The sequence below is a fragment of the Croceibacterium xixiisoli genome, from assembly GCF_009827305.1.
Taxonomy (GTDB): Bacteria; Pseudomonadota; Alphaproteobacteria; order Sphingomonadales; family Sphingomonadaceae; genus Croceibacterium_C; species Croceibacterium_C xixiisoli.
Genome location: NZ_WTYJ01000001.1, coordinates 1646675 through 1672400 on the forward strand (window position 1 = coordinate 1646675; position 25726 = coordinate 1672400).

Annotated in this window: 24 protein-coding genes; 16 read left to right on the forward strand and 8 right to left on the reverse strand. The window is 62.9% G+C overall.

Annotated features, from left to right (window positions below; all coding sequences use genetic code 11):
• Window positions 1–195: 195 nt before the first annotated feature.
• The 3 genes from smpB to GRI97_RS07910 all read left to right on the forward strand — a co-directional run bounded on the left by smpB (window position 196) and on the right by GRI97_RS07910 (window position 3792).
• A complete protein-coding gene (gene smpB, locus GRI97_RS07900) occupies window positions 196–678 on the forward strand; it encodes an SsrA-binding protein SmpB (protein WP_161390497.1) in 483 nt (160 codons plus the stop codon).
• A gap of 126 nt (window positions 679–804) precedes the next feature.
• Window positions 805–1326 carry a DUF2062 domain-containing protein gene (locus GRI97_RS07905; RefSeq protein WP_202392601.1) on the forward strand — a complete coding sequence of 174 codons (522 nt, stop codon included), beginning with the start codon at window positions 805–807 and terminating at the stop codon, window positions 1324–1326.
• Between the two features lie 24 nt (window positions 1327–1350).
• Window positions 1351–3792, forward strand: coding sequence for a response regulator (locus GRI97_RS07910; RefSeq protein ID WP_161390499.1), 2442 nt, complete (start codon window positions 1351–1353; stop codon window positions 3790–3792).
• A gap of 7 nt (window positions 3793–3799) precedes the next feature.
• On the opposite strand, the gene GRI97_RS07915 is transcribed toward GRI97_RS07910, so the two are convergent.
• On the reverse strand, window positions 3800–4465 hold the full coding sequence (locus tag GRI97_RS07915; RefSeq protein ID WP_161390500.1) for a hypothetical protein: 666 nt from the start codon (window positions 4463–4465) through the stop codon (window positions 3800–3802).
• Window positions 4466–4553: 88 nt separating this feature from the next.
• Here GRI97_RS07915 and GRI97_RS07920 point away from each other — a divergent pair, with 88 nt between their 5' ends.
• From GRI97_RS07920 to GRI97_RS07945, 6 genes are all read left to right on the forward strand, one after another.
• The gene (locus tag GRI97_RS07920; RefSeq protein ID WP_161390501.1) at window positions 4554–6068 is read left to right on the forward strand and encodes a DUF4139 domain-containing protein; all 1515 of its coding nucleotides are present in this window, start codon (window positions 4554–4556) and stop codon (window positions 6066–6068) included.
• 11 nt (window positions 6069–6079) lie between these two features.
• Window positions 6080–7705 (forward strand): DUF4139 domain-containing protein, encoded by a 1626-nt coding sequence (locus tag GRI97_RS07925; protein ID WP_161390502.1) that lies wholly within the window; start codon window positions 6080–6082, stop codon window positions 7703–7705.
• A 148-nt stretch (window positions 7706–7853) separates the two neighbouring features.
• Window positions 7854–8921 (forward strand): recombinase RecA, encoded by a 1068-nt coding sequence (gene recA, locus GRI97_RS07930; protein ID WP_161390503.1) that lies wholly within the window; start codon window positions 7854–7856, stop codon window positions 8919–8921.
• A gap of 201 nt (window positions 8922–9122) precedes the next feature.
• Complete coding sequence (locus GRI97_RS07935; RefSeq protein WP_161390504.1) at window positions 9123–9947, forward strand: class I SAM-dependent methyltransferase; 825 nt, start codon at window positions 9123–9125, stop codon at window positions 9945–9947.
• A gap of 104 nt (window positions 9948–10051) precedes the next feature.
• The gene (alaS, locus tag GRI97_RS07940; RefSeq protein WP_161390505.1) at window positions 10052–12724 is read left to right on the forward strand and encodes an alanine--tRNA ligase; all 2673 of its coding nucleotides are present in this window, start codon (window positions 10052–10054) and stop codon (window positions 12722–12724) included.
• Window positions 12725–13035: 311 nt separating this feature from the next.
• The gene (locus tag GRI97_RS07945) at window positions 13036–13431 is read left to right on the forward strand and encodes a hypothetical protein (RefSeq protein ID WP_161390506.1); all 396 of its coding nucleotides are present in this window, start codon (window positions 13036–13038) and stop codon (window positions 13429–13431) included.
• 91 nt (window positions 13432–13522) lie between these two features.
• Here GRI97_RS07945 and GRI97_RS07950 read toward each other — a convergent pair whose 3' ends face one another.
• From GRI97_RS07950 to GRI97_RS07965, 4 genes are all read right to left on the reverse strand, one after another.
• The gene (locus GRI97_RS07950; RefSeq protein ID WP_161390507.1) at window positions 13523–13699 is read right to left on the reverse strand and encodes a hypothetical protein; all 177 of its coding nucleotides are present in this window, start codon (window positions 13697–13699) and stop codon (window positions 13523–13525) included.
• Window positions 13700–13780: 81 nt separating this feature from the next.
• Window positions 13781–15547 (reverse strand): cation:proton antiporter domain-containing protein, encoded by a 1767-nt coding sequence (locus tag GRI97_RS07955; RefSeq protein ID WP_161390508.1) that lies wholly within the window; start codon window positions 15545–15547, stop codon window positions 13781–13783.
• A gap of 22 nt (window positions 15548–15569) precedes the next feature.
• Window positions 15570–17168 carry a bifunctional GNAT family N-acetyltransferase/carbon-nitrogen hydrolase family protein gene (locus GRI97_RS07960; protein ID WP_161390509.1) on the reverse strand — a complete coding sequence of 533 codons (1599 nt, stop codon included), beginning with the start codon at window positions 17166–17168 and terminating at the stop codon, window positions 15570–15572.
• A 32-nt stretch (window positions 17169–17200) separates the two neighbouring features.
• Complete coding sequence (locus tag GRI97_RS07965; protein WP_161390510.1) at window positions 17201–18424, reverse strand: NADP-dependent isocitrate dehydrogenase; 1224 nt, start codon at window positions 18422–18424, stop codon at window positions 17201–17203.
• An 860-nt stretch (window positions 18425–19284) separates the two neighbouring features.
• Between GRI97_RS07965 and GRI97_RS07970 the strand changes: the two genes are divergently transcribed.
• The 3 genes from GRI97_RS07970 (at window position 19285) to GRI97_RS07980 (ending at window position 21535) form a co-directional block, all read left to right on the forward strand.
• Window positions 19285–19668 (forward strand): excalibur calcium-binding domain-containing protein, encoded by a 384-nt coding sequence (locus tag GRI97_RS07970; protein WP_235917646.1) that lies wholly within the window; start codon window positions 19285–19287, stop codon window positions 19666–19668.
• Between the two features lie 33 nt (window positions 19669–19701).
• Window positions 19702–20319 carry a hypothetical protein gene (locus GRI97_RS07975; RefSeq protein WP_161390512.1) on the forward strand — a complete coding sequence of 206 codons (618 nt, stop codon included), beginning with the start codon at window positions 19702–19704 and terminating at the stop codon, window positions 20317–20319.
• 574 nt (window positions 20320–20893) lie between these two features.
• Window positions 20894–21535 carry an ATP-dependent DNA ligase gene (locus tag GRI97_RS07980; protein WP_161390513.1) on the forward strand — a complete coding sequence of 214 codons (642 nt, stop codon included), beginning with the start codon at window positions 20894–20896 and terminating at the stop codon, window positions 21533–21535.
• A gap of 50 nt (window positions 21536–21585) precedes the next feature.
• Here the strand turns inward: GRI97_RS07980 and GRI97_RS18965 are convergent, their stop codons facing one another.
• Window positions 21586–21843: a DUF3892 domain-containing protein gene (locus GRI97_RS18965; protein ID WP_161390514.1), complete on the reverse strand. Its 258-nt coding sequence runs from the start codon at window positions 21841–21843 to the stop codon at window positions 21586–21588.
• 629 nt (window positions 21844–22472) lie between these two features.
• Here GRI97_RS18965 and GRI97_RS07990 point away from each other — a divergent pair.
• Entirely contained in the window at window positions 22473–22700 is a 228-nt protein-coding gene (locus GRI97_RS07990) for a hypothetical protein (RefSeq protein WP_161390515.1), read from the forward strand.
• Between the two features lie 143 nt (window positions 22701–22843).
• Here GRI97_RS07990 and GRI97_RS07995 read toward each other — a convergent pair whose 3' ends face one another.
• The gene (locus GRI97_RS07995; RefSeq protein WP_161390516.1) at window positions 22844–23638 is read right to left on the reverse strand and encodes a hypothetical protein; all 795 of its coding nucleotides are present in this window, start codon (window positions 23636–23638) and stop codon (window positions 22844–22846) included.
• 4 nt (window positions 23639–23642) lie between these two features.
• Complete coding sequence (locus GRI97_RS08000; protein WP_161390517.1) at window positions 23643–24017, reverse strand: hypothetical protein; 375 nt, start codon at window positions 24015–24017, stop codon at window positions 23643–23645.
• Between the two features lie 66 nt (window positions 24018–24083).
• Here GRI97_RS08000 and GRI97_RS08005 point away from each other — a divergent pair, with 66 nt between their 5' ends.
• The 3 genes from GRI97_RS08005 to GRI97_RS08015 are packed head-to-tail and all read left to right on the forward strand — an operon-like array spanning window position 24084 to window position 25720.
• The gene (locus GRI97_RS08005; protein ID WP_235917647.1) at window positions 24084–25124 is read left to right on the forward strand and encodes an SOS response-associated peptidase; all 1041 of its coding nucleotides are present in this window, start codon (window positions 24084–24086) and stop codon (window positions 25122–25124) included.
• A 4-nt stretch (window positions 25125–25128) separates the two neighbouring features.
• The gene (locus GRI97_RS08010; protein WP_161390518.1) at window positions 25129–25515 is read left to right on the forward strand and encodes a hypothetical protein; all 387 of its coding nucleotides are present in this window, start codon (window positions 25129–25131) and stop codon (window positions 25513–25515) included.
• A gap of 1 nt (window position 25516) precedes the next feature.
• The gene (locus GRI97_RS08015; protein ID WP_161390519.1) at window positions 25517–25720 is read left to right on the forward strand and encodes a hypothetical protein; all 204 of its coding nucleotides are present in this window, start codon (window positions 25517–25519) and stop codon (window positions 25718–25720) included.
• Window positions 25721–25726 lie beyond the last annotated feature (6 nt).

Genomic DNA, 25726 nt, shown 5'->3' on the forward strand with positions numbered 1-25726 from the left:
CCAGCGTCGCGGCGTACAATCCTCTCCTCACCCGCTGTCGTTCAGCCAGCCTGTGTTTTTGTTTTATGCGGAAACTATTGCAGTTTTGACTTAGTCAAAGTCAAGCATCAATTGATAAGGTCAATAAGGCGGCGCAAAACGGATGGAGGAGGGGGCTTCCCGTTCGCCTTCCGGCTCACTACATGCACTCGATCTATGGCGCGTCCCAAACCCTCCACCTTCGACAAGGTCAAAACCGTCGCCGAAAACCGGCGTGCGCGGTTCGACTATTTCATAGAGGACAAGTTCGAGGCGGGCATCGCCCTGTCCGGCACCGAAGTGAAGAGCCTGCGCTTCGGCGAAGGCTCGATCGCGGAAAGCTATGCCGAGGTTCGCGGCGGAGAGGCTTTCCTGGTCAACGCCAACATCCCCGAATTCAGCCACGGCAACCGCTACAACCATGAACCCAAACGCCCGCGCAAGCTGCTGCTGCATCAGCGGGAGATTGAAAAGCTGGTCGGCGCGGTGGAGCGCAAGGGGATGACGATGGTTCCCCTGTCGATCTACTTCAACTCGCGCGGCCGGGCGAAGGTCGAACTGGCCCTGGCCAAGGGTAAGCAGAACCATGACAAGCGCGCCACGATCAAGGATCGGGATTGGCAGCGGGACAAGGCGCGCCTGATGCGGGAACGCGGGTAGTTCGGCTCCGTTGAACGGCTGTTCGACGAATCCTCTCCCGCGTCCGGTATCGGTCTGGTTCGAAAGGTGTAAGAAGGCTCCATGGTGAGCAGATTGGGTCAATGGTTGCGGCGCAGGATGCCGGAAATGCCGACGCGAGAGGATATGGCGCAGAACCGCTATCTCGCCCCGATCGCGCACCGGTTCCTCAGCCCGGAACTCTGGCGCTTTACTCGCCGCTCCGTCCCGCGCGGGGTGGCGCTCGGCCTGTTTGCCGGCTTCATCGTTCCGGTCGGGCAGATTTTCCTCGCCGCCTTCCTGGCCATGCCGGCTCGCGCCAATGTGCCGATCTCGGCGCTGATGACCTTCCTCACCAATCCCTTCACATTGCCGTTCTGGCTGCTGCTGGCCAACAAACTGGGCGGCTTCGTGTTGCGGATCGACGCGGTGGCCGGCGGGGATATCTATGCCGATATCATGGCCGGCCATTGGGGCGGCTTCGGCTGGTTCCTGGAAACCGCGGGAGTCACGGCCTTCGGCTTCATCGTGCTCGCCGTGCTGAGCGCGGCGCTCGGCTATGCCGCATCGGTGCTGGTCTGGCGCCTGATCGTGTCGCGCAAATGGACCCGGCGCAGCGCGCGGATCCTGCGGCCATCCCCCGCGCAATGAGGCCAGCACAATGAACCGGGCACAATGAGCATAGAGGTTCGGGACCCTTCCCGCCGCCTGCTGGACACTGTCGCCGTGGCGGCTGCGGTGCTGGCCAGTATTGGCCTGATTCAGTTCGTCACCAGCAGCACCCAGGTGACCATGGCCTTTGCCTGCGGGCTGGTGGTCCTGGGGCTGATCGCCTTTTCGGCTGGGCGGCGGAGCCATGCGCCGGCTGCGCGGGAAGAAACTGCCGTTCCCGACTGGTCGGTCACCGTGGCCGCGATCGAACAGCCGGGCGTGGCCGTGGCGATCACCGATCGGGCCAACCGGCTGGTCTGCGCCAATGCCGCCTATGAACTCTGGTTCGGATCCGCCTTCGCCCCGCCGCGCGTACCGGTGGACGGGGCATCTGCCGATCAGCTCAATCGCCTCGCCCGCGCCGCCTGGCGCGAAGGGGATGGCGGCACAGCGACAATTGCGGATGAAAACCGTTCCTGGGTTGCCGCTGCCGTGCGCGCCGGCCGGGCCGGGGATCATCTGATCTGGCGTTTCGCCCCGATCGACCGCAGCGATCCGCTGGGCGGGGTGGGCAAGCATATTGCGGGGCTGTTCGGCCGGGTGCTCAGCGCCGGCGGTATGGAGGTTGCACTGGTCGGGCCCGATGGCGCGATCCGCGCGGCCAATGAAGGCTTCGCCCGCCGGGCCAGCGGTGACCCTTCTGCCAGCATGGCCGGTCAGGATTTCGTCAACCTGCTGCGAACCGATGAACGCGACCGGATCTATTTCGCCCGCGAAGGGGTGAAGGGCACGCCGCAGACGCTGGTACATCTGCCGCTGATCGATCCGACGCAGGATGGGCGCAATCCCGACGAAGCGCCGCAGCTGATGCTGCTGCTCGATTCAAGCGTCGGCATGGGCGGCTGGGGCAGCGATGCTTCGGGCCAGACCCCGCAGCTGGAAGCTTTGCTCGAACAATTGCCGCTTGGCCTGGCGATGACCGATCGCGACGGGCGGCTGCTGTTCGCCAATCCAGCCTTCTGCCGCGCATCGGGCTGCGAAGGGCGGGCCCTGCCGCCCTATCCTTCCGATCTGGTCGTGCGGCAGGACAAGACCGCCATGGCCGACGCCGTCCGCCGGTTCGGTCAGGGCCCGGCCAGCAGCGGCGACATCGCCATCCGGCTGCGCAATGAACCCGAAGAGCCGGTGTCGCTCGGCCTGGCCGGCGTGCGCGGTCTGGGGGAAGCCGCCGTGCTGCTCAGCCTGGCCGACACGACCGAGGAAACCCGCCTCAAGCGGCAGGTCGCCCAGGCCAGCAAGATGCAGGCCGTGGGCCAGCTCGCCGGCGGCGTGGCGCATGATTTCAACAATGTCCTGACCGCCATCATCGGCTATTGCGATCTCATGCTGCTGCGCCACACACCGGGTGACAGCGATTATGATGACATTCAGCAGATCAAGGCCAATTCCAACCGCGCCGCCTCGCTGACCCGGCAATTGCTGGCCTTTTCCCGTCAGCAGACGCTGCAGCCGGCCGTGCTGCAATTGCCCGACGTCATCACCGAAGTGGGCCAGCTGCTCAAGCGGCTGCTCGGCGCAAAGATCACGCTGCGCACCCACCACGATCGCGAACTGGGCGCCGTCCGCGCCGATCCGCGCCAGCTGGAGCAGGTGATCATCAATCTGGCGGTCAACGCCCGCGATGCCATCCAGTCCAAATTCGGCGAACATGCGCAGGGCACGCTGACCTTTTCCACCCGCCGCGTCGCCGCGCGCGATATCGGCCGGCTGGAAAGCGAGATCATCCCCACCGGCGATTACACCGCGCTGATTGCGGAGGATACCGGCGGCGGCATCCCGCCCGAGCTTCTTTCCAAGATCTTCGAACCCTTCTTCACTACGAAGGAACTGGGCAAGGGCACGGGCCTGGGCCTGTCGACCGTCTATGGCATCGTCAAGCAATCCGGCGGTTTCATCTTCGCCGACAATGCGCAGAATCCCGACGGGACGATCAAGGGCGCGCGCTTCACCATCTATCTGCCCGTCCACCATGCGACCGAGGAAGAACTGCGCGCCGCTGCCGCCGGCCCGGAAGAGGCCGTGCGGCAATGGTCGGGCGGCGGGCGCATCCTGCTGGTGGAAGACGAAGACATGGTGCGCGCCGTCGCCGAACGGGCGCTGACCCGCCACGGCTACACCGTCGTCACCGCCAGCGATGGCGAGGAAGGCGTGGCCGCCATGCGCGATGGCGGCGATTTCGATCTGGTCGTCAGCGATGTGGTGATGCCCACCATGGACGGCCCGGCCATGGCCCGCGAAATCCGCCAGGAACGTCCGAGCATGCCGGTGCTGTTCATGTCCGGCTATGCCGAGGAACAGCTGCGGCGAGAGATCAATATCGAAAAGATGCACTTCATCGCCAAGCCCTTCGGCGTGCAGCAGATCGCCGACAAGGTCGCCGAAGTGCTGCGGGCTGAGCGGCGTTAGGAGCGTTTTACTCGGAGCTTGGGAAGACCCAGGCGGGGCCGGGGCGGCCAGAAGGCGGCAGGTGAGACTGCAGCAGCGTCAGCAGTTGCTGTGAGATGCCGAAGAAAAGCTGGCCTTCCTGCACTACGCCGCCGCCATGACTGGCAATTGCGTTCCGCTGGCGCTCGAACGTGATCGAAGTTCCGTGGAACAGCTGACTTGGCGGCAGACTGTCGCCCCGGTGCGTCGCTGTTTCCGCATCGAAGCGGGCAAGAAACGGTTGCCAAACATCCGCCGGAACATCGAAGCGGACCGGGCCGATTTCCGAATATGCGCCACCGGCTCGCCCTTGCGACAGATAGCCGATACTGGCCGATTGGTCCGCATAGATATCGATCGCCAGCCAATAGCCTGCCGCCTTATCGAACGCGACCACCTCTATCAGCAGTGAATTAGGGGAACGACCGGATATGGCGGTCTCCTGATGGATCAGCGCAAACGCCATTTGGGTCCGACGCACGATCAAATCTTCATCAGCGGCGTTGACAGCGGTTGTTTCGAACCGCGTCCCTGGGCACGTGCCCGTGCATTTTTTCGGCAAATACAGGACGATCGCCAGCGCAACCATCGGCACGATGACCATCATGAGCAATCGAAAATGGCGAGAAGAGAGGCTTCCAGCGGTTTTTGTCATTCGTCTTGCATTCAGTTTGCAACACGCATTCAATAGCACGGTAACGGAGAATTGCTCGCTCCGAACAGGACAACAGGGAGAATTGGGAATGGCACGTCAGGCATCGTTGGTTTTGCGCGCGGCATGCTTTGCCATCCCCGCCATCGTCCCTGTTATGTCCCATGCCCAGACCGCTCCCGAAACCGAACAGACCTCTCAGGGCGATGTCTCGGTCACCATATACAACAACAACCAGGCGCTGGTGCAGGATATCCGCCAGCTCAACATCGCCAATGGCCGCAGCACCGTGTCCTTCCCCGATGTTTCGGCGCAGATCCGGCCGGAAACGCTCAGCTTCGCGGCCGCCAACACCGCAATCGTCGAACAGAATTTCGATTTCGATCTGCTCACGCCCGGCAAGCTGATGGAAAAGGCGATCGGCCAGACGATCACGCTCGTGCGCACCAATCCGGCCACCGGCGTGGAAACCCGCGAACGCGCGACCGTGCTGTCCACGGCCGGCGGCGTGGTGGTGCAGATCGGTGACCGGATAGAGGTGCTGCGCGATGACGGCCTGCCCGTGCGCGCCGTGTTCGATCGCGTGCCGCCCAATCTGCGCGCGCGCCCGACGCTCTCGGTCACGCTGCAGAGCACGCGCGGCGGCGCCCGTCCGGCCTCGATCCGCTATCTCACCCCCGGGCTCGGCTGGGGCGCCGATTATGTCGCGCTCTATGATGAAACACGCGGCACCATCGATATGCAGGGCTGGGTCACGCTGACCAACAACACCGGCACCACCTTCCATGCGGCCAACACGCTGCTGGTTGCGGGCGAGCCTGGGGAGGGCGGCGGGTATCAGCCGCCCCGGCGCGGAGTGACCTCGCGCGGTCGCATGGCCCCCGGCACGCAGACCGCCGATCGCGAACGGCTCGGCGATTTCTACCTTTATCCGATCGCCGAACGCACCACGATCGCCAATGCCCAGACCAAGCAGGTCAGCTTCCTGGATTCGCAGGGCGTTCCCGCGCGCAAGGTCTATGGCCGGGAAGTCGGCTGGCTCAGCAGCGACGACGCGCCGGTTGCGGTCAGCAGCCAGATCGCCTTCTCCTCTTCCCGTGAAGGCGGGCTGGGCGACGCGCTGCCCTCGGGTACGGTGCGCTTTTATCAGCGCGATGCGCAGGGCAATCCGCAGTTCATCGGCGAAAACGGTATCGGCCACACCCCCATGGGCAGCGAATTGACGCTCCGCACCGGCGATGCCTTCGATATCTTCGTCCAGGCGGAGGTTGAGGCGCGCGACAAGATTACCGCGGCCGAATATGAACGCAGCGCCCGCTATCGCGTGATCCAGGATGGCCAGGTTACACGCGAAGTCGAGGTGGAACAGGCGGTCGATTTCTGGCGCACCACCATGCGCTACACCCTGACCAATGCGAAGCCCGAACCGGTCGAGGTCGAACTGCTGCAGGGTGGGCTGGACCGGGGCTGGTGGGGCCGCGATTTCCGCGTCGTGAATGAAGATGTCGCCGGCACGCAGATCAATGCCGACCGGCGCAAATATGTCATCACCGTGCCGGCCAACGGCAAGCGGGAAGTGCGCGTCACCTACGAAACCCGTTATTGAGGGCGACGGCGATGCGCCGCCTTGTCACACCCCCACGCTGCGGCTGGCTGATCCTCGCCGCCGCTGTCATGTCGGGCATCCCGGCCGTGCCCGCCACCGCGCGGGAGACTGTGGACGCCTCCGCGCCCCAGTCGCTCGCCGTCACGCTCTATCGTGATCCCAATCGCGGAGAGAGCCAGGCGATGAATCGCAACTGGCCGCAGGGTTTCGCGATGATCACCGAAACCCGGCAGGTCACCGTGCCGCCGGGTGAAACCACGATCCGCTTCGAAGGCGTGGCCGAAGGCATGGTCGCGGTCAGTGCCATCGTCACCGGCCTGCCTGGCGGAACGCTGGAGAAGAACCGCAACGCCGATCTCCTCAGCCCGGCGGCGCTGGTCGATGGCACGCTGGGCAATCGCGTCACCATCACCCGCACCAATCGGGCGACCGGGGCTGAGGTCGCGGAAGAGGCTGTCGTCCGCACCCGCGCCGATGGCGGGCTCGTGCTGCAGACTGCCGACGGTTTTGAGGCGGTGCGCTGTTCCGGGCTGCCCGAACGACTGACCTTCGACCGCGTACCGCAGGGGCTCTCCGCGCAGCCGGTCTATTCGATCAACACCAACAATGCCGCCGGCGGCACCTACACCATCCAGCTGACCTATCTGGCCTGGGGCTTCGACTGGCAGGCGCATTATGTCGCGCAACTGGCCGAAGGGGGCGATGCGCGGAACATGCGCATGGGGCTCACCTCCTGGCTCACCCTGCTGAACGACAATGGCCAGAGCTTCCCCGATGCCGAGCTGCTGGTGGTGGCGGGTAAACTCAATGTCACCAGCGATTACCGCACCCTGGCCGCCGCCCCCCAGGCGCGCGGGCTGCAACTGACCTGCTATCCGCTGGGCAGCACGGCGGCCGGCACCCCGGTCGAAAGCCTGATGCCTCCGCCACCGCCGCCCCCACCGCCGCCGGCCCCTGCCATGGCTGCGCCGATGATGGAGGAGGTCGTCGTCACGGGAAGTCGCCTGCAAAGGGCCGGTGCGGCCATGGTCGCGGTGGAAGAACAATTGGGCGATCTCAAGCTCTTCCGCGTTCCCGAACGAGTCACCGTCTCGGCCAAGGGCCTCAAGCAGGTCGCCTTCCTCCAGCGCGACGAGGTGAAGGGCCAGCTGGTTTATCAGGGGCAGTGCGATCCCTGGAATGCCGATGAAGACGCGGTCGCCGCGCGGATGCGGTTCGAAACCGTCAATGACAAGGCGCATGGCCTGGGCGTGGCCATGCCGATGGGCGGGATCAGCTTCTTCGAACCCTCCTCGGCGGGTGAACTGCTGGTCGCGGAACAGCAATTGCGCGATCATGCCGAAGGGCAGGATGTGGAGATCGATATCGGCGAAAGCGCGCAGGTCTTTGTTACCTGCGATCTCGTCGGCGACGCCGATCCGCAGGCGGGCTGGGCCAATATGCGCGCCACCATCACCAATGCCAATCCAACGGCCGCGCCCTTCCGGCTGCAATTCGGCCAGCCGGGCGAATGGGTGTTCCGCCAGCTTGCCGGCCTGCGGGTGAAGGACGGCATGCAAGTGAAGGATGTCACCGTGCCCGCCAATGGCCAGCTGGTGGTGAACTGGCGTATCCGGAGCGCCTCGCTTGGCAGCTGACTATCGGCCAATGGCGCAGATTTCCTACGTTTTGCAGGGAAACGTAGGAAATTTTCGTTCTCCTCTTGTTCTTATGGAACAAAGTGGGTACATACACCTTCGTTGAAGAACACCGGGGCAACCCTAGCTAACTGACGGAGGCCATGTCATGGCAGCGGAACTGAAGCTGGTTTTTGAAAAGGAATCCAAAGTGGACCGTCAGAAGGCGCTCGACGCAGCGCTCGCGCAGATTGATCGCGCGTTCGGCAAGGGCTCGGCGATGAAGCTCGGCCAGAAGGAAGCGATGCAGGTGGAAGCGATTTCCACCGGTTCGCTCGGGCTGGATATCGCGCTGGGCGTGGGCGGTCTGCCGCGCGGCCGCGTGATCGAAGTCTATGGTCCGGAAAGTTCGGGCAAGACCACGTTGGCGCTGCATGTCATCGCCGAAGCGCAGAAGGGCGGCGGCACGGCGGCTTTCGTCGACGCCGAACACGCGCTCGATCCGGTCTATGCGAAGAAGCTGGGCGTTGATATCGACGAACTGATCGTGTCTCAGCCCGATACCGGCGAACAGGCGCTCGAAATCGTCGACACGCTGGTCCGCTCCAACGCGATCGACGTGCTGGTGGTCGATTCGGTTGCCGCCCTGGTGCCGCGCGCTGAAATCGAAGGCGAAATGGGCGACAGCCATGTCGGCCTGCAGGCGCGACTGATGTCGCAATCGCTGCGCAAGCTGACCGGCTCGATCAGCCGTTCGCGCTGCATGGTGATCTTCATCAACCAGCTGCGCATGAAAATCGGCGTGATGTACGGCAACCCGGAAACCACCACCGGCGGCAACGCGCTGAAGTTCTACGCCTCCGTCCGTCTCGACATCCGCCGCACCGGGCAGATCAAGGATCGGGACGATATCATCGGCAACGCCACCCGCGTGAAGGTGGTGAAGAACAAGGTTGCCCCGCCGTTCAAGCAGGTCGAATTCGACATCATGTATGGCGAAGGGATCTCCAAGATCGGCGAAATCCTCGATCTCGGCGTGAAGGCCGGCATCGTCGAAAAATCGGGCAGCTGGTTCAGCTATGATTCGATCCGCATCGGTCAGGGGCGTGAAAACGCCAAGAACTTCCTGCGGGAAAATTCCGAAGTTTGCGACAGGTTGGAAGCCGCGATCCGCAGCCGCACTGACGCTGTCGCCGAAGAGATGATGACGGGCCCGGACGCGGACGACGACATCTGATCTTCAAGAAGCGGCGCCTGCCTGATCACATCGGGCAGGGCGGTCGCTTGCGGAAACGGGGCCGGCGTGCATTCCTTGCGGGGAACGCGCCGGCCTCTTCCGTTTCGGCTCAAACATTTCCCCAACCAAAAGCTTACCTCTTGTTGCGAATTGATCGCAAAATTGCCATGATCGCGACCTGTCGAAGCGAGGGAACGAACAATGGCACTGGCGCATGACTGGCGCGGCAAGACGGGCGACAGCTGGGCCGCCGAATGGCGCCGGACCGATCGCAGCTTCCATGCGCTGACCGCCGAACTGCTGCGCCGCGCCAGCGCCCATCCTTTCACGCAAGCCCTGGAAATCGGCAGCGGAGCGGGGGAACTCGCCATCGCCTTGGCCGACCGATCGCCCCAGGCGCAGATCATCGGCGTCGATCTGTCGGACAGTCTGACGCAGACCGCCATCGCCCGCGCCCCGGCCAATGCCAATCTCGCCTTCGTCGCAGCCGATGCCACGCTGTGGCAGGCGCCCGACGGCTTTGCTCCGCAGCTGCTGCTCTCACGCCACGGCGTCATGTTCTTCGATGATCCCGTGGCGGCCTTCCGCCATTTCCACGATCTCGCGGCGCCGCGCGCGCGGCTGCTGTTTTCCTGCTTCCGCAGCCCGGCGGAAAGCCCCTTCTTCGCCGATGTCGATGCCCTGCTGCCCAACCCGGCAATCTCCGCCGATCCGCTGGCGCCGGGGCCCTTCGCCTTTGCCGACCCTGCGCGAATCGAGCTGATTCTCGGGGCATCAGGCTGGCGCGATGTCACGATCACCCCCTTCGACTTCGCCATGATCGCCGGCGCAGGCGAGGATCCGGTGGCCGATGCCATGGACTATTACACCAGCATCGGACCGGCCGCGCGCAGTATGGCCGCGCTCGATGATGCCGCGAAACAGGCACTTCGCGCGCAATTACGGCATTATGCTCATGCAAATCTGCACGGCGGGCAGATTTCCGCCGCGGCCGCAATCTGGATCGTCGAGGCACAGAAAGGCTGAATCGGGCCTCGATTGGGGCATTTGTGTCGCTGATCGGCTATATCTGTTACACACAGCGCCTTAATCCGCTTGTCGGGCGGGTTCGCGCGCCTTAATTCGTGGCCATGAACTCTACCAACGATATCCGCCGCACATTTCTGGATCACTTTGCGGCCAATGATCACGTCATCCGGCCGTCTGCGCCGCTGGTGCCCTATAATGATCCCTCGCTGATGTTCGTGAACGCGGGCATGGTGCCGTTCAAGAATGTCTTCACCGGGCTGGAAACACCCCCGGCACCACGCGCGGCCAGCAGCCAGAAATGCGTCCGCGCCGGCGGCAAGCACAATGATCTGGACAATGTCGGCTATACCGCGCGTCACCTGACGCTGTTCGAAATGCTCGGCAATTTCAGCTTCGGCGATTATTTCAAGGAACGCGCCATCGAACTGGCGTGGGATCTGATCACGCGCGAATTCGGCCTGCCCGCCGATCGGCTCAGCGCCACCGTCTATCACACCGATGATGAAGCCTTCGAACTGTGGCGCAAGATCGCCGGCCTGCCCGAAGAACGCATCATCCGCATCGCCACGAAGGACAATTTCTGGGCCATGGGTTCGGATGGTCCCTGCGGCCCCTGTTCGGAAATCTTCTGGGATCACGGCCCCGATGTGCCCGGTGGCCCCCCCGGCTCGCCGGATGAGGATGGCGACCGTTTCGTCGAAATCTGGAACCTCGTCTTCATGCAGCATATGCAGGAAAACGATCAGATTGTCGCGGATCTGCCGCGCCCCAGCATCGACACCGGCATGGGTCTGGAACGTATCGCCACCGTGCTGCAGGGCGTGCACACGGTCTTCAAGACAGACACATTCCGCAAGCTGATCGCCGCGAGCGAGGATCTGACCAGCACCCGCGCCGAAGGGGCGCAGCAGGCCAGCCACCAGGTGATCGCCGATCATCTGCGTTCCACCAGCTTCCTGATCGCCGATGGCGTGCTGCCCTCCAACGAAGGGCGCGGCTATGTGCTGCGGCGGATCATGCGCCGCGCCATGCGCCATGCCCATCTGCTCGGCGCGAAGGAGCCCTTGATGCACCGCCTGGTGCCTTCGCTGGTCAGCGAGATGGGGCAGGCCTATCCCGAACTGCCGCGCGCCCAGGCGCTCATCACCGAAGTGCTCGAACGCGAAGAAACGCGCTTCCGCCAGACTCTGGAGAAGGGGCTGCGGCTGCTCGACGATGCCACCGAGGGTCTTGGCGAAGGCGACAGCCTGCCCGGCGCGACCGCCTTCCGCCTCTATGACACCTTCGGCTTCCCCTATGATCTGACCGAAGACGCCCTGCGCGCGCGCGGCATCGCCGTCGATCGCGGCGGTTTCGATGCCGCCATGGCCGAACAGAAAGCCGCCGCCCGCGCCGCCTGGAAGGGTTCGGGCGCGGCTGCCGATGGCGAACTCTGGTTCGACATCGCCGAACGCGAAGGCGCCAGCGAATTCACCGGCTACGGTGCCACGGCCGGCGACGGTCGCGTGGTCGCCCTGCTGGTTGACGGCGCCGAGGTGGAAAGCGCCTCTGCCGGTACGGACGTCACCGTGCTGACCAACCAGACGCCGTTCTATGGCGAAAGCGGTGGGCAGGGGGGCGATGCCGGCACCATCCGTGATGAAAAGGGTCTGTCGATCCTCATCTCGGATACGGCCAAGCCGCTCGGCCGGCTGCACGCGATGCAGGGCCGGATCGAAAGCGGCACCATCACCCGTGGGGAAACCGTCCATCTGGCCGTCGACGCCGATCGGCGCGATCGCATCCGGGCCAACCATTCGGCCACCCATCTGCTGCACGCCGCCTTGCGCAACCGCCTGGGTGATCATGTCACGCAGAAGGGGTCCTCCGTCGCGGAAGATCGGCTGCGCTTCGACTTCTCCCATCCCAAGCCGCTGACGGCAGACGAAATCGCCGCTGTCGAGGCGGAGGTGAACGCTGAAATCCGCCAGAATGAGGAAGTCCTCACCCGGCTGATGAGCCCGGACGATGCCGTTGCTGCCGGCGCCATGGCCCTGTTTGGGGAGAAATATGGCGAAGAGGTTCGCGTGCTCTCCATGGGCCGCTCGGATTGGCAGGGCAGCGGCCGCAATTATTCGGTCGAACTGTGCGGCGGCACCCATGTCCGCGCCACCGGCGATATCGGTCTGTTCCGGATCATTTCCGAAGGCGCGGTGCAGTCCGGCGTTCGCCGGATCGAGGCGCTGACGGGTGAAGCCGCCCGCCAATGGGTCGTGGGTCGCGAAGATCAGCTCAAATCGGTCGCCGCCGTGCTGCGCACCAGCCCGGACGAGGTCGAAGGCCGCGTCGTCGCCCTGGTGGAAGAACGCCGCCGGCTCGAACGCGAACTGGCCGACGCGAAGAAGCAGATCGCTCTCGGTGGCGGCGGCGGCGCAGCCGCGCCGGCCGCAGACGAGGACATCGGCGGGGTGCGGTTCTCCGGTCAGGTGTTCGACGGCATGGATCCCAAGGAACTGCGCGGCCTGCTGGATGAAACCAAAAAGCGGATCGGTTCGGGGGTGGCTGCCATCGTCGCCATCAACGAAGGCCGCGCGGCCTTTGCTGCTGCGGTGACAGAGGATCTGGTCGGCCGCTTCAGCGCGGTCGATTTCGTCCGTGCCGGGGTCGAACAACTGGGCGGGAAGGGCGGCGGCGGCCGGCCTGACATGGCCCAGGGCGGCGGCCCCGATGGCACCCGCGCCGCCGATGCACTCAACGCCGTGCGCGCGCTGCTGTCAGGCGAAACCGTTGCCTGATCTGAGAATCACATAATACGAAAGGGCGCCTTCCATCAGGAATGGCGCCCTTTTTGTTTCCGCGCTCCGCATCGGCCTCCGAACCATTGCGCTGACTGAATTCTCGCCTTGGCAAAAATGCGAGGCTAAGTGATTGCTTTAATTCGCCATTCCCGCGAAGGCGGGAATCCAGTTGCAACCTTGCAACCCGGCACGGCGGCCCAAACATTGCCCACTTTGCCGTCTGCAGGTGAGGTGAACCCGTGAAGTTCTTTGGTCGCGCAGCGGGGGCCGATATTGCCGACGGTCAATGTATAGTGCAAAATTGACAAATGGCCGATCTGTCCAAATCTGAGCGCATGGAATTGCGGCGGGCGTCTGGAAACCGGGTCGTCCATCAGCCGCATGTGCCACTTCTGCATCGCGGTCCGGCATGCCTCTGGCCACATGCTTGCTTCGAATGCCGAAAGTCTTGGAAGCTGGCTGAGGAAGCAAGTGCCATCTGCCCTGAATGCAAGGCCGATCTTCATTGGATGGGGCGTGCATTCAAGGTGCCTCGAAAATCAGATGTTGAGCAATGGGCCAAAGTCCAGGCGCTCTGGAATGCAGGATTTCGCTTCATCAATCATACGAGATGGCGAGATGTCGAGGCTATGCCAGAACGGTTACGCGACGTAGAGGATTTCATCCGCCGCAATTCAGAACATCCCTTCCGAATTGGCGCATAAGCTCCGCTATCGCTGGATTTGCGAATGGCAGCACACGAAAAAGGGCGCCATTCCCCCCGGAACGGCGCCCTTTGTGCCGGCTCTGTCAGCCTCAACGCCCGCGACTGGCGCCGCGCGTCTGGGGCTCGCTGCCACGCGCCAGATCTTTCTCCGGCATCTCGCGGTCGGTCATGCCCTCGCTCTTGACCGCGCCCTTGGTTTCGGCGGTCTGGTTCTGCGGCTTGCGGCGCTCTTCGGCCGCTTTTTCAGCATCGGTGATATCGGTCATGGGGTCATCCTTTCCACCTGGCCAACGTCCGATGGCGTGGGGCCGTTCCCCATTGCCTGGTTCCGTTCTTCAGCCAGCCGCTCAATCGGCAAAGGTACTGGTCCGCAATTGCGGCTTGGTGGCCAGTCCGGCGTCCTCGCGAATCTGTTCCCGGAACTGGTCGCGCCGTTCATGGATCGATGCGATCACCGGCCCCATCGCCACGCCCAGATCGGCCAGCACCGCTTCGGACAATTGCAGCGAACTTTCCAGCGTCTCGGGCACCGCCGTGCTGGCCCCGGCCTTGTAGAGTTCGGCTGCATGCACCGCGTCGCGGGCGCGGGCGATAATCGCGACATCGGGATATTGCGCGCGCAGGCGGCGGGTCAGCCGCTGGGCCAGCACCGGCTCATCCATGGTCAGGATCACCGCCGGGGCATGGCGCACATCCAGCCGGTCGAACGTGTCGGCGCGCGCCGCATTGCCGAACACCGCGCGAATGCCGTCGCGCCGGCAGCCCTCGACCAGCTCGGAATCGCTGTCCACCGCGACATAGGCCTTGCCATGCCGCGTCAGCATCTCTGCCACCAGCCGCCCGACACGGCCGCAACCCACGATGATCACGCGCCCCTGGTCGCTGTCGTCTGGCTGGTGCTGCGCGGTCATGCCGGCCGGCTCTACCCGCGCGGCGATCTGGCGCCCCAGCATGGCAAGCAGCGGGGTGATGGTCAGCCCGATGGCGGTCACGATCTGCCAGAACTGCGCCGTGCCGGGCTGGATCAGCAGTGCCGTGGTCGCCGTGGTCAGCACGATCAGCGTCGTCTCGGACGGGCTCGCCATCAGGATTCCGGTCTCGATCGCCGTGCTGCGGCGCGTGCCCATCATTCGCAGCAGCACGGTGGTGACCACGGCCTTCAGCGTCACCACGCCCACCACCGCCAGCGTGATCATGCCCAGATTGGCCCAGATCGCCTTCAGATCGATACCCATGCCGACCGTGATCAGGAACACGCCCAGCGCCAGCCCCTTGAAGGGTTCGATGATCCCCTCGACCTCGGAATGATATTCGGTTTCCGCGATCAGCAGTCCGGCGATCAGCGCGCCGACAATGGGGGAAAGTCCGGCCAGCGCGGTCGCCAGGCTGGCACCGATCACCACCAGCAGCGATGCGGCCAGAAACAGTTCGGGGCTTTTCGTGCGCGCCGCCTGGGCGAACAGCCGGGGCAGGGCCAGTCGCCCGATCACCATCATCAGCGCGATCACCAGCACGCCTAGCAGCACGGTATCGAGCAGGCCCTCCATCCCTTCGCTCTGGGCGAAGGGGGCCATCGCCCCCAGGATGAAGATGATCGGCACCAGCGCGATATCCTCGAACAGCAGCATGGACAGCGCCGCCTTGCCCACTGCCGTCTGCGTACCGGCAATCGGCAGCACCAGCGCGGTGGAAGACAGCGCCAGCGCCAGCCCCAGGCCCAGCGCCCCGGTCCAGAACTGCCCCATCATGGAAAGCACGGCCGCCAGCAGCCCGGCAATGATCATCAGTTCCAGCGCGCCCAGGCCGAACACCAGCCGCCGCATCGCCCACAATCGGTTGAAACTCAGCTCCAGCCCGATCACGAACAGCAGCAGCACGATGCCGAATTCGGCGAAGGGAGCCAGCCGTTCGGGATCGGTGATGGTCACATAGAACAGCCATTCATGCTGATAGACCATGCCCCCCAGCCCATAGGGGCCGACCAGCAGCCCCACCAGGATGAAGCCGATGACGGGGGTAATGCGGAAACGGGCGAATACCGGGATAACGATCCCTGCCGCACCAAGGATGACCAGCGCATCCGACAGCAGGGGAGACAATGTTTCGCCGTGCATGCGCCTTGATCAATCCCCTGTGTCAGCCGCCGCCCGGGCCGCTGCGTGTCGTCGGCGGCGCGCCGGTGTGCTCTCCGCCCCCTTTGGAGGCTTCATCCCATTCAATTCGATAGAGGTCAAACCGCCGGTCGGCCAGATTCTTCACCGTACCTTCGGCGCGGGCCCAGGCGATATCGGCCAGATTGACGTCGCTGATGGTCAGCGTTTCCACATTCTCGCTCGCTTCGGCGGCGATGCCGTCGCGGGCAAACGGGAAATCGCACGGCGTCAGGATGCAGCTCTGCGCATATTGAATATCCATGTTGGCGACATTGGGCAGATTGCCGACATTGCCGCTCATCACCACGAAGCACTGGTTCTCGATTGCGCGGGCCTGCGCGCAATAGCGCACGCGCATGTAACCCTGGCGGCTGTCGGTGCAGAACGGCACGAAGATGATCCGTGCCCCTTCATCCACCAGCCGGCGGGCCAGTTCGGGGAACTCGCTGTCATAGCAGATCAGCACCCCGATCGGGCCGCAATCGGTCTGGATCACGTCGATCGAATCGCCGCCCTTGATGTTCCACCAATAGGCTTCGTTGGGGGTGGGGTGGATCTTTTCCTGCTCGTGGATCGATCCGTCGCGCAGGCAGACATAGGCGACATTGTGAATGTCGCCATCGGGCATGCGGGTGGGGTGCGAACCGCCGATGATGTTGATGTTGTAATTCAGCGCCATGTCGGACAGCGCCTTGCGAATCTTGGGCGTATAGCGGCTCAGCGCCTCGATCGACTGCTTGGAAGACAGCTCTTCCGGCTCGGCGCTCAGCAGGGAGAGGGTGAACAACTCGGGGAACAGGATGAAATCCGCCTCGTAATCGGCGGCCACGTCCACGAAATATTCGATCTGGCGGATGAACTCGGCGTAATCCTTCACCGCCCGGGCCTGCAACTGGCAGGTGGCGATGCGCACGCTTTCCACCCCGCGCGGCACGCGCGGTTTGGTGCTGTCTTCCTGATCGACGAAGGGGTTGCGCCACACCATCTGCACGGCAAAGGCGCGCGACTGGCGGTCTTCGGGCAGGTAGTTTTCCAGAATGCCGATCGGCTCGAAACCATTGGCCAGCTGGAACCGCAGCACCGGGTCGTGCAGCTTGCCCGCCACCACGCGGTCGAGATAATCCTGCGGCCCGTCCACCCGGCGCCATACACGCGCCAGATTGGGCATCCGCCCGCCGAAGACGATGCCTTTCAGTTCCAGCCGTTCGGCCAGGGCGCGGCGTTCTTCATACAGCCGCCGCCCGATCCTGGTGCCGCGCACCTTGGGATCGACACACAATTCATAGCCATACAGCCAGTCGCCAGCGGGATCATGCCGGCTGCCATAACCATTGCCGGTGATCGAATCCCAGCTGTGCTGGGCCAGCGCCAGCTCTCCGCGCAGCCGCATCGACGCGCAATAGCCAACGACCTTGCCATCCAGCACGGCCAGGAAACAGCCTTCGCCGTAATTGTTCAGCTGCCCGCGCAATTCGCTGCGGGTATAGGGCGGCAGGTCGTCATAGGCTCGCCGGACGAGCGCCGCGATCGCGGCGACATCGCCCGGCTTGGCCTGCCGTACCTCAAGGCGCGCCTTGGTCATGACTTGGGGCGCGCCTTTCCGGCCATCGGGGCTTACGCCCAGCTGGCCATTTCCTTTTCGAGGTTTTCGACAATCGCTTCGAAGAACTGCTCGGTCGTCATCCAGCTCTGGTCGGGGCCGATCAGCAGCGCCAGATCCTTGGTCATCTTGCCGCTTTCGACGGTTTCGATGCAGACCTTTTCCAGCGTTTCGGCGAAGCGGATCACGTCGGGCGTGTTGTCGAACCGGCCGCGATAGATCAGCCCGCGCGTCCAGGCGAAGATGCTGGCGATCGGGTTGGTGCTGGTCGACTTGCCCTGCTGGTGCTGGCGATAGTGACGGGTCACCGTGCCATGCGCGGCTTCCGCTTCCACGGTCTTGCCATCTGGGGTCATCAGCACGGATGTCATCAGGCCCAGCGAACCGAAGCCCTGCGCCACAACGTCCGACTGCACGTCGCCGTCATAGTTCTTGCAGGCCCAGACGAACTTGCCGTTCCACTTCAGGGCGGACGCGACCATGTCGTCGATCAGGCGATGTTCGTAGCTGATGCCGGCTTCGGCAAACTTTTCCTTGAAGCCTTCGCTGTCGAACACATGCTGGAACAGATCCTTGAAGCGCCCGTCATAGGCCTTGATGATCGTGTTCTTGGTCGACAGATACACCGGCCAATTGCGGTCGAGACCGTAATTGAAGCTGGCGCGGGCGAAATCGCGGATCGATTCGTCGAGGTTGTACATCGACATCGCCACGCCCGATGCCTGGAACTGATAAACCTCGCGGTCGATCACCTGGCCGTCGGCGCCTTCGAACACCAGGCGCAGCTTGCCCGGCCCGGGGACGAGGAAATCGGTCGCGCGATACTGATCGCCGAACGCGTGACGGCCGACCACGATCGGGTCGGTCCAGCCCGGCACCAGGCGGGGCACGTTGGAAATCACGATCGGTTCGCGGAAGATCGTGCCGCCCAGAATGTTGCGGATCGTGCCGTTCGGGCTCTTCCACATCTGCTTCAGGCTGAATTCTTCGACGCGCGCTTCATCGGGGGTGATGGTCGCGCACTTCACGCCCACGCCATATTGCTTGATGGCATTGGCGGCATCGATGGTGATCTGATCGTCGGTCTCGTCGCGCTTTTCGACGGAGAGATCGTAATATTTCAGCTCGACGTCGAGATAGGGCAGGATCAGCCTTTCGCGAATCCACTGCCAGATGATTTTCGTCATCTCGTCGCCGTCGATTTCCACGACGGGGTTGACGACCTTGATCTTCTCCATTGGGCAATCCTGTATAGCTGTCTTGCGGGAATGCGGCGGTCTTACGGAGCGCGCGAGGGGTTCGCAAGAAAGCCTGTGTGAAAAAGTCACGAATTCGACCTCGCGACCGTGTTTGCGGCACGATCCGCCGCCCGCGGCGCGGGTTCAGGGCAAAGAAAACCCCGGCAAGCCAGCGGCTTACCGGGGTTTTTCTGTCCCGCGAATGGTGGGCGTAGCAAGGATTGAACTTGCGACCCCTACGATGTCAACGCAGGGGTTCCGTCATTTTCGGGATAAGAATGGCAGTTTTCCGCCATTCCAGCATCGCATAAGAACGGAACGGGCCGGGAACAGAACTGCTTTTTGAGTGAATTTCACCCAAAACTCACCCAAGAAAATGGGCGTCCAGATGATTGAACATGACCGGCTCTGTAACTGCTGCGGCGCCCCTGCCTACATCTGGATCAGGGGGTGGTACGCTCGCTGCCGCAAGCACGAGAAGAGGAACCCGTGCGCGATCGCGGGCTGCTGTCGGACAACAGCCGCGAGCGATGGCAGGCTGGCAAATGATCAATATCTGTGCGGTGAGCACTGGCAGGCATTGGTGCCGCCCCGATCGCGTGCCCGGCGGGCGTACCATGCACATTTCAGACGGGCAAAGCGGCTTGGATGGAATGATCAGCGGAGGCGTGCCTTCGGGCTGTTCTGGGACAGCCTGGTGAAATTGGCCCGTCGGCGCGCCGAGGGCGGTTTCATCAATGAAGCGGAGATCAACAGGATCATGGGCTGGTGATTATCAGGCCGCCGGCTAATTGATCTGTAGCAATCGTCAAAAAGGTTCTGCCGTGTAACATCCCGTAAAATCGAGTCGGGGGATGGGGATGGCAGAGAAAAAGGGGAATGCCGGGTGCATCGGCATCGTGGCGCTGTTGGCGATCGGGTTCATCGCTGGCCGAGGCAGCGTGGAGGATACATCGGAGAGCGATGCTGTGGAGGCGGCGGTGGCTGCCGCCACCTACGATCCTCCCGCAATTGATGTCATCGAAACGGCTGCAGCAATGCAGACCGATATCCCGTCACCCCAGCCGCTCTACATACCCCCACCCGAACCTGCATACGAACCGCCGGCCCGCCAGCAATCGTTTTCAGTGTATTACCGGAACTGTTCAGAAGCCCGGGCAGCCGGTGCTGCTCCGGTGATGCGCGGTGATCCTGGCTATGCGCCCAAGCTGGACCGGGATGGCGACGGGGTTGGGTGTGAATAGATTGGCAGGGCCAACACAGGGGAGGTGTTCAATATGATCTTAGGGTTTCGATTGCTGCAGAAATCCCACGCGAAGGCTCTGCGCCGCATTACAAAAGCTGTGGGGGCAGGAGAGGCGCTTGAAGTGCCGATCACGCCCATAGGTATGCCCGAGCAGTGTTATTGGGAGGTTCGCAAACATGTCGCAACAAATGGCGGATCGCTGAGAACCGGTTGGCGGTTACTTGATGCCATGGGAAAGGTCGTCCAAGCCCAGCACCATGCCGTCTGGGAGCGGCCAGATGGGCAACTGATAGATATCAGCCCGCCCCCGTCTTCGCTGGACGCAGGCGTACCTGTGTCGTTGTTCATACCAGATGATCGGCTCGATATTGGGGATTTAGCCTATCCGCCTTCCTTCGATAACATCAGCGTGGTGCTGAGCATGTCATCCCATCTAGCCGGCTACACCCAAGCATCTCAGAGGCAAACGACCGTTCTGAGGGCGGGCTATGCGAAGGCACGCGAAATCGGCATCGACCGGCATGAGGCTGGGATGATGATGCGACATTTAATCCCCTGCCACCCCCAGATGCAGGCGATCGCTGCGGAATATTACGAAACACGCACAGCTATGGACCCGTTCATCAAAAAGCTGGGCGCGAGATCTTAGCAACACCGTACAAACATAAACTTAAAACTGTCAGTTGATTGAAGTGGTCTTCGTGGAAAATAAAAAGCGGTCCCTATGCGCTTATCGTTCACAAAACGCGCAGGTAGGACCCGCGATTTATTTGCGTAATACTTCCAATTATTCTTGATAAGTGCTCAAATTTGAGCATAATGGGAGGGCCAGAGGGGGAGGCAATCCCGCTTCCTCACGGCAAGGGAGAACGAAGCAATGTCGAACCTCGACCTCTTCTTCGCTCTTCTGTCCGTCACTGGGTTGATGGTCAGTGTAGCAGCACTGGTCATTTCCATAACCCAGCGACGGTAGAAGGGGTGGCCGGTCTCGAAAGGGGCCGGTCACTCCCTCCCAAATATCATCGGAAGGGTTGCTGTTCAATGACTGGTGATCAGTTCAGAGGGTGGATGGGGCAGGTGGGGCTCAATAAGGCCCAGGTGGCCGCCCGGCTGGGCCTTAGCCGCAACAGCGTGGCCAAGTACGAGGTGGAGGGCGCGCCTGTTTCTATCGCCTATGCATGTGCCGCTGTGGCGGCTGGGCTGGCCCCGTGGGGCGCGGAGCAATGACCGGGCGGCTTTGCCAGCTTGCGACCGATTGGCGCGGCTCAGTGCCGCCGTTCGGCACGATGGCTGAAGAAAAGATCGATGGGTGGCGCGCGCTCTACCTGCGCGGCCATGACGGCACGCCACGGCTCTACACCCGCAACGGCCGGCGCATCGAAGGGGTGGCGCACATCGTCCACCGTCTGGCGCAGCTTGAGCGGATCGCAGGGCAGCCGCTGTTCATCGATGGGGAATTGCAGGTCGATGGGACCTTGGACGCCACGAAGCGCTGGTGCGAGGCTGGCTGGCGCATGGGAGGCGACAAGGGGGTGTTCCATGCCTTCGACTGCCTGCCGCTGGCAGACTGGCGCAGCGGGGGCGGGGATGCCCCCCTCACGGCGCGCAAGGCGATGCTGGTCGATCTGATCAGGCAGGCTGATGCTGATCCCTCCCTATCGTGGGAATGGCGCCCAGGCAGCCGTGGTGCGGATGGGGAAGCGTCGCCGGTGCGGCTGGTCGATGACGTCTGGCTGGGCGATGGTGACGACGTGGAGCGGGAGGCGCGGCGTGTCTGGTCGGCGGGTGGGGAAGGGCTGATGCTAAAGGATACGCAGGCAGTCTATCGGCGCCACAGGAACGCTAGCTGGCTCAAGGTGAAATAGCTCACCCGGTGATGAATGCCTGGCCTCGCAACGGGCCAGGCATTCAACTTTTAGCAATCAGGCAGCAGCAGCAGATTGTTCTGCCCGTAGCCGTCCGCACTCGTTGTGAGGTACTTACGGTTGTTTCGCACTCTCACATAAACGTCCGCCCGACGACCGTAATTAGTGAAGAATGTGTGCGTCCTGTTCTCGATGAATGAGATTATGTCGTCAGTGCCGTAGATGTGTCCGCCAACCTCGCATGCATCGATGCGACGATCAGCATCGGGACCGTCCTTGCGCGTTCGAGTGATCTGATGATCTGCCATGTTATTTTACTCACATCGTGGCGAAAGCCCATCGGCCCGCCGTAGTTTGGGTGTGAGGTCGCTTGACGGCGATGAGGCAAATGACGAGACCGTCATCGCTTCCAAAAGCATCGATATCTGCGCGACCTCGTCGTGTTGCATTCGATCTGAAGGGGGCTGGGTTGCCGCCCGGCCCCCTTCTTCGCTCCTGCTTGGTTAATGGTGGTCGTTCAGGCTGCACTTGCAAGAGAAAGATTTCCCCCATTTCCACAGGTTCATTGCAAACAGCGCCGCGACTCACGCTGAACTGTGGGGTTCGTGTGTTTCAAGGCAGATTAGCAACATATCTTTCCCCCGAGTTGTTGGTTGAAATGAGAACTGCCCCGTCTTTTTGTCGCTGCATGCTTATGAACGGGGCAGGCGTGCTGGATCTTCCGAGAGAGTAAAGAACTCTCGTCGCATGCGGACAACGAAGTGGCGCTGGCTTATGAGCTGGCGTGCCATCGGCATCGGCTGGGACAACAGGGCCCGGAACATGGCGCTCGGCTGAAAGCTGGGACAGTATGTGGAATAGCACAAGCGTTAGGCGGATGGCCGGGTGACTCCCGCTCGGGAACTGATAGGCTCGCGCAGCAGCTTTGGAGAGCGCCATGAACGGGTCAGATATCGTGTTACGCGATAAGATAATTACGCTTGCCGCCGAAAACCGGGAAGTCACGCTGCAGCTGGTCAGCGGCGATGCAATCAAGGTCACGCAGGCCTCATATAGCGAAGCGCACGGCGACCTCTTGGACTGCAGAACGTCTGATGGTCATGATGCCATAGTGAGAATCGAAGCTGTGGTTGCTGTCGTCATCTCGACGTTCGACCAACATTGAAAGCTGTCGCGAGGGGGGATTAGGCTTTCGATCGTCCTGGCATTGTTTCGTCAAACCTATGCTGTGATATCGACGCGGGGCGGCACATGCCCATGCCGCCCCGCTCCACATCGGCAGGGGACTATCTGCCGACGCGGATCCCGTCAGATCACGGATTGAATCGCGAAATCCTGCGCAAAGGTCGCAGGCTTGGGCCGGCCCTTGGCAAAGGGCGGCTTTTTCAACACGCCGAAATAGGTTTTTGCCTGCCGGTAGGGGTGGGGCTCAGGGTCGAAGCATAGATAGACCATGCCCCGCGTGCCCAGCTGGCGCGCCATCGGCTCGAACATCTCCACGATCTCGGTCTCGGTCTGCCATGCGAGCGTGAAATCGACCGTCCGGATGGTCACGCCAGGCTCGATGTTGAGCACGCCCCATTGCGTGAACTTGGCCGCGCCGAGATCCTCCACACCGCGCTGGAAATCCCGGTCATAGAACCGGCCGGGCTCGATCCGGCGGCCGAGCACCAGCGTCGAGGCTTCGAACGGGCCGACATGCCCGGCGATATCGATGCGGAACCATCGCGCCTCGATCGGCTGGGGCAATTCCAGATGGGAGTGATAGAGACCGTCATCACGGACGATCGCCGGATCGATGAACGGCAGAGCGCCGCTATCGAAGGGCGCGGCCCCGCTGACCTGCGCAGACGTGGCGCCCAGCCGCAATCTGATAGTGGTGCCCGGCTGGGCGTTGGCGGCCAGCATGGCGCAGAAATCGATGGGCTGATCCCTGCCGAATTCGCCGGTGCACCAGTGGGCGCCGTCGAATTCGCTGCGCCAGGTCAGCGCGACAGCGTCCTCCCGCGCGAGATTGTGGACCGGCTGGCCCAAGGCGGCGCTGCCGGCGTTTAGGCCTTCCAGCGGCACGGGAACGACGAAGAACGGTTTTCTGATCGCCATGGCCTTACCCCCACACCACCATTTTCGCGGTCTGCGTCGCGAAGTCCATAGAGACGTCCGCCACAAGGCTCGGCTGGGACGTGCCGCGCTGCCGGTCCTCGTAATGCGCGCTCGGCACAACCGGGCCTGACAGGGGCAGGGCGAGCACCTCATCCAGCCCGGTCACCGTGACGCCGAATCGGCGGCGATCGGCAGACAGCAGGTCGTGCCGCTGGCGGGCCATGATCTGGGCATCGGCGACATTCACGAAGAAGCTTTCGACAGGATTTTCATCGCTGCGTGCGAGGTTGCCGTACCGGGCCGAAACCGGCGGACTCTCAACGGTTGCGCGGCGATATTCGCTCAGGACGAAGCCTATTCTGGCAGGTGAAGCGGGCATGCTTGTTCCTTTCAAACGTGACGGATGTTCTCAATTCGTTCTCGTTGGCGTAAATGTCCATGCGCGATGGCGAACCGACCGATTCCTGACCTGACCCGGCTGGCCCTGCGCGTGGTGATCGATGCCGCCGCCCGGGCGGAGGCGGGCATTGTCGAGCGGACCTGGGGGCATCGCTTTGCACTGGCCTATCTGGTGGGGCAGAGGATCGCTCAGCCTTGGCAGGCGGCCCATTTCTGGGAGCACCTGGCGTACGAGCATCTGGCCTCTGAATTCGAGCATGGCGCTAGCTACCTCGATACGACCGCGCTGACGGGCTGCATCAATAATTGGTGCTACGCGGCTGGCGTCGATTTGCCGGATCTCCGTCGCCTCGGGCGGCGTTATTTCCCTGACCTCGAGATTGAGGCCGGAACGCAGGACCATCCCGCAATGTGCAATCGCTACAGACCCGGCGAGCGTGACACGATCCGCTCGCTATTCGATGCGCGGATGCTCCGCGAATTCAACGAGGGCCCTGAGATCGTCCACCCCAAGGATCCGGCGTGGGTTGTCCGGCTGGATCAGGGCGCCCGGGTCATGGATCAGATGATCTGGGGCTTTCCGACCTATGTCCGCACCAAAGCAGGCGTGCCGCTGAAACCCCGCCCGACGAACAATGCGCGGATCGAAAAGCTGGACGGCTATTGGCGACGCTGGGCCGAAAAGCCGGAGCACCGCTGCCTGATCCCCACCGCCGCATGGGCGGAAGCTGTGGGCCCTGCCGGCGAGATGACTACGACATGGCTCTCTCTCGACGGGGCGCCGATGTTCGCCTGGGCAGGCCTTTGGCGCGACAGCGACGAGTGGGGCGCCTGCTACACGGGCGTGATGACGCAGAGCGACGAGCGGCTGGCGTCCATCCACGAGCGATCCCCGGTGATTCTGAGGCCCGGCGAGTGGGAAACCTGGCTTAATGCGCCGTTACCGGACATTATGCAGTTCGACCGGCAGTTTCCTGCCAGCGAGATCAAGGTCGAACCTACCCGGAAATTATGGGGCAGCGGCAAGGAAGCGCCGCTCAACACGCAAGGTGGCCTCCTACCAATGATGACGGGGAACAAGGAGTGAGACGATGGAAATGGTACCGATGACGATCCCGCCAGCTGATGAGGTGCGCGCCCGCCTGGAAGAGCTGATCACGGCGCATGGCGAGCAAGGCATGAACAGCCCACTCGGTGATTACATCGCCAGCCTGGAGCCTGACGTGGTCACCGATTGGGCCGATCCGAGGGGCGAAGGGTTCGGCTATAAGTTCGAATGCACTGGCGGCGACGAGGTCCGCCTCGATATGCAGCTCGTTCATCGCTCGGCGATCAACAGAAATGGTATCGGCTGGCGGGTATCGTATGAACTGAGCCTTTTCCGGCGAGCGGAGCATAAGGATATCCAGATCATCGCCAACAACATGGTGTTGCTGGATGCTGAGAAGCGAAACCATCCGCCGACCTGGGAGGCCTGATGTGTCTGAACTGCTGAAGCAACTGCGCGCGGTCGATGATGAGGCGATTCAACGCGCGCTGGATGGCGCCTATGTTGCCTTTCCGATCAACAACGCAGCCGAGTTTGCCGAGGCGTTCCAGCGGGTGCTGGGCGAGGTAGCGGGGCATTGGGGCGGTGATGACCAACCGTCCGATGAATATGTGAGCGTGCCTCGGCTGGGTTAATCCGGC